Source organism: Nocardia tenerifensis NBRC 101015 (genome assembly GCF_000308715.1).
GTDB lineage: Bacteria > Actinomycetota > Actinomycetes > Mycobacteriales > Mycobacteriaceae > Nocardia > Nocardia tenerifensis.
Map to the genome: position 1 here is coordinate 1 of NZ_BAGH01000489.1, position 3,560 is coordinate 3,560.

Below are 3,560 nucleotides of genomic sequence, written 5' to 3' on the forward strand. Positions count from 1 at the left end.
GGGCAGCGGAGGCGGCGGGGGAAACAATGGGGGCGGTAACAAGGGTGGTGGATCGGGCAGCGGTGGCGGCATAGGCGGCGGCAAATCCGGTGGCGGCAGTGGCAGCAAAGGCTCCGGTATGGGCAGCGGCGGCGGCACGCCCGGAGCCGGCACCGGCAAGCCTTCGGCCACCGGCAGCGGCTCCCACTCACCCACCGGCGGGTCGAACACCACTGCCCCGCGCGGCGCCACCGGCCCGACCGGCGGTGCGTCCGGACCACTGTCGGCGCTCTCGAAAGCTTTGCAGCAGTTGGCCTCCGGGGTGACACCCTTCCCCTCTGGCCCGTGGGCCTCGGGTCCGTGGGCCGCGTCGGGACCGATCGGCGCGTCCGGCCCGTTCGGCTTCGACATCAAGCCGGCCGGTGCGGGCGGCTCGGTGGGCGGCGGCGCGGGCGCGGGAAAACTCGCGAATCCCGCCGACGACAAGCTGTTTCCCCGTGCGGGCGCGTCCGGCGCCGCGGCCGAGACGATCGCCGGGGCACGCGCGGGCGTGGCTCCCACAGCCGCGATGCCCTACGGCGGCTACCCGATGGGCGGCGGCATGGGCGGCGGCGCCCCCGCCGGCCAACAGCAGCAGCAACAACAGCGTAAACGCGCGGCCTACCTCGACAGCACCGAGCACCTGGAGGAGGCGGTCGGCGAAGACCCCCTGTCGGTCCGGCCCATCATCGACCGCTGACCACCCACCCGCCGAGCCGAACGCGAGCCCCGCCATGCGATTTCATGTAGTGAACTTCCCGAACACGCAGACCACCAAGCACTATCAGCCATGCGCCTACACACAGAAGATCCGGCGCTTCGCCGGGATGATGACAGGCCTTGGCCACGAAGTCTTTCTGTACGGCGGCGAGGAGAACGACGCGCCCTGCACCGAGTTCGTCACCATCGTCTCCAAGGCCGAGCAGGCCGAGTGGTTCGGCGGCAACGACCTCTACCGCGAACTCAACAATCTCACCTGGAATCCCTACGATCCGCACTGGACCACCACCAACGAGCGCGCCATCACCGAGATCGCCAAGCGCAAGCAGGACCGCGACTTCATCTGCGTGCTCGGCGGCACCTGCCAGCAGCCCATCGCGCAGACCTTCCCGGAACTCATGACCGTCGAGTTCGGCATCGGCTACAGCGGAGTCTTCGCCAACTACCGGGTGTTCGAGAGCTACGCGTGGATGCACGCCGTCTACGGTTCGCGCACCACCGTGCCCGGCGTGATGAGCGCCCGCGGCCAGTTCTACGACGCGGTGATCCCGAACTATTATGAGCTGGAAGACTTTCCGTTCTCTGACGAGAAGGATGACTACTTTCTCTTCATGGGCCGCCTGGTCGAGGCGAAGGGCATACAGGTCGCCATCGACACCTGCGCGCGGGTCGGGGCGAAGCTGATCGTCGCGGGCGCGGGTACGGCGCCGAGCTCCGAGGTCGCCGAGTACGTCGGCGTGGTCGATCACGTGCGCCGCGGCGAGCTGATGAGCAGGGCCCGAGGGGTTTTCGTGCCCTCGCTGTATCTGGAGCCGTTCGGCGGCGTGCACGCGGAGGCGATGCTGTGCGGGACGCCGGTGATCACTACCGACTGGGGTGTGTTCACCGAGACCGTGCGGCACGGTGTGCACGGCTTCCGCTGTCGCACGCTGCGCGAGTTCTGCGCGGCCGCCGACGCCGTCGACAAGCTCGACTACCGGGAGATCCGCGACTACGCGGTGTCCAAGTTCTCCACCGAAGTCGTTGCGCCACAGTACGAAACGTATTTCGAACGCCTCACCACGCTGTGGGGGGAGGGCTGGTATGCCGCGTGAGGAGTTCGCGGGAGCGTCGATCCGGCGGCGGCGCAGCGTTTTCCGCGCCTCCGGTCGACGCAGGAACCTCGTGGTGCTGCGCGCCGGGGACACCTCGCTGCACGAGCAGTGGCTCGCCGGCCCGGAGCCGCGAAACTGGGATCTGGTCGTGAGCTACTTCGGCGACGTCCCCCACCGGTATCGCACCGGCGACGTCCGCCGGTTGGACCGCAAGGGCGCGAAATGGCCCGCCCTGCACCACGTCTTGGCGGTCGACCTGGCCGAGTCGATCGACGACTACGACTACATCTGGCTGCCCGACGACGATCTGGCGACCGACACCGCGTCCATCAACGCGATGTTCGACTACGCCGCGCGTTACCGGCTTTCGCTCGCACAGCCCGCGCTCACCGAGGACAGCTACTACACCCACGAGATCACTTTGGTGGACCGGCGATTCGACCTCCGATACACCAACTTCGTCGAGATCATGGCGCCGTGTTTCCACCGGGAGTTCCTGCTGCACTGCCTGCCGACCTTCGCCACCACCCAGACCGGGTGGGGCCTGGATTTCCACTGGCCCAGATTCGTCCGGGACACCTCGTCGATCGCCATCGTCGACGCGGTGACCGTCCGGCACACGCGCCCGGTCGGCGGCCCGAACCTGACGGCGGCCCGCGCGGCGGGGGTGAACCCGTGGACGGAGTACTACGACTACCTGCGACAGCATGCGATCGATGACCTGACGACGAGGGTGTATCGCGGCATCGGCACCGGGGGCGCGCGCCCGGCGAACGACCCGACCGCCCTCTGCGTCACCGTCGACCGGCTCGAGCCGCCGCTGACGGTCTGGCTCGACCATCACGCGGCTCACGCGGACCTCATCATCGTCTACTCCGACGATCCGGCGGTCCGCGCACTCGTGGCAAGTCTCGACCACCGAATAGTCTTGTGCGACAACAGCAATTCCGCAGCCGACCCGGTCGAGCGTGAGTTGGCCAATATCCACCGCGCGGTCGCGACCGCCCGCGCCGCCGACATGGCCTGGCTGCTCCCGCTCGGCCCCAGGGAACTGTTCCACGACGACGGCAGGCGCCGCTGGCAGATCCCCGGGGCCGGACAGGTCACCTTCATCGCGCACGAGGCCCTCCCGCTGCCGCACCCGGTCGCCGATCCGTTCCGCGAGTGCACCGTCTTCCGGGTCAGCGGCGTGTCCCCCTTCCTCGACGCCCCCGCGAACCGCAGTGCCGTCCGGCTCGACGTCGGTGTCGTACCCGTCGACAAGCACGGCTTCACCGGGTTCACCGGCGCGAGCGGAACAGTCACCGCGCCAATGATTTTGCATTACCCATACCCGAGCTTCGAGAGCTGGCTGGCCAGGGCGACGGAGGCCGCGAGCGGTGGCGGCGCGATGGCGCGGCAATTCGCGCAGTACTCCCGTGACCTACTGCAAGTGGCCGTCGCGCACGGCCGCCTCGACGGCGCCAGAGCCTGCTTCCTCGCCGAGATCCCCTGCGACGGAATGGTCGACCGCATGGTGGCGGCCGGCGAGTTGATGCGCACGGTCCCGGTGCACGGCGTGCCGGATTCGCGAACGAGGTTGAGCGCGTAAGGCCGGCGTCGCGCGGCGGTGGGTTAACGGATGGTGTACGGACCGGGCCGCGGTTGCCGCACGGCATGACCGGCCGAAAGTTCGGTGCTAGAAACGCTGGGCGGACGCAGCGGAGTGGACGGTAGGAGCGAGATGAC

2 protein-coding genes and 1 pseudogene are annotated in these 3,560 nt (G+C 68.8%); all 3 read left to right on the forward strand.

Annotated elements, in window-relative coordinates; genetic code table 11:
- A pseudogene (locus ON39_RS34310) lies at positions 1–718 on the forward strand (hypothetical protein); the annotation flags it as partial.
- Positions 719–752: 34 nt separating this feature from the next.
- Positions 753–1,832 carry a glycosyltransferase gene (locus tag ON39_RS46315; protein ID WP_083894862.1) on the forward strand — a complete coding sequence of 360 codons (1,080 nt, stop codon included), beginning with the start codon at positions 753–755 and terminating at the stop codon, positions 1,830–1,832.
- Entirely contained in the window at positions 1,822–3,423 is a 1,602-nt protein-coding gene (locus ON39_RS46320) for a DUF707 domain-containing protein (RefSeq protein WP_051187466.1), read from the forward strand. Before ON39_RS46315 ends, ON39_RS46320 begins: the two co-directional genes overlap by 11 nt.
- Positions 3,424–3,560: the final 137 nt, after the last annotated feature.

Coding starts and splice junctions, on each gene's coding strand:
- ON39_RS46320 (WP_051187466.1), top strand. CDS start 1,822: ATGCCGCGTGAGGAGTTCGCGGGAGCGTCGATCCGGCGGCGGCGCAGC.
- ON39_RS46315 (WP_083894862.1), top strand. CDS start 753: ATGCGATTTCATGTAGTGAACTTCCCGAACACGCAGACCACCAAGCAC.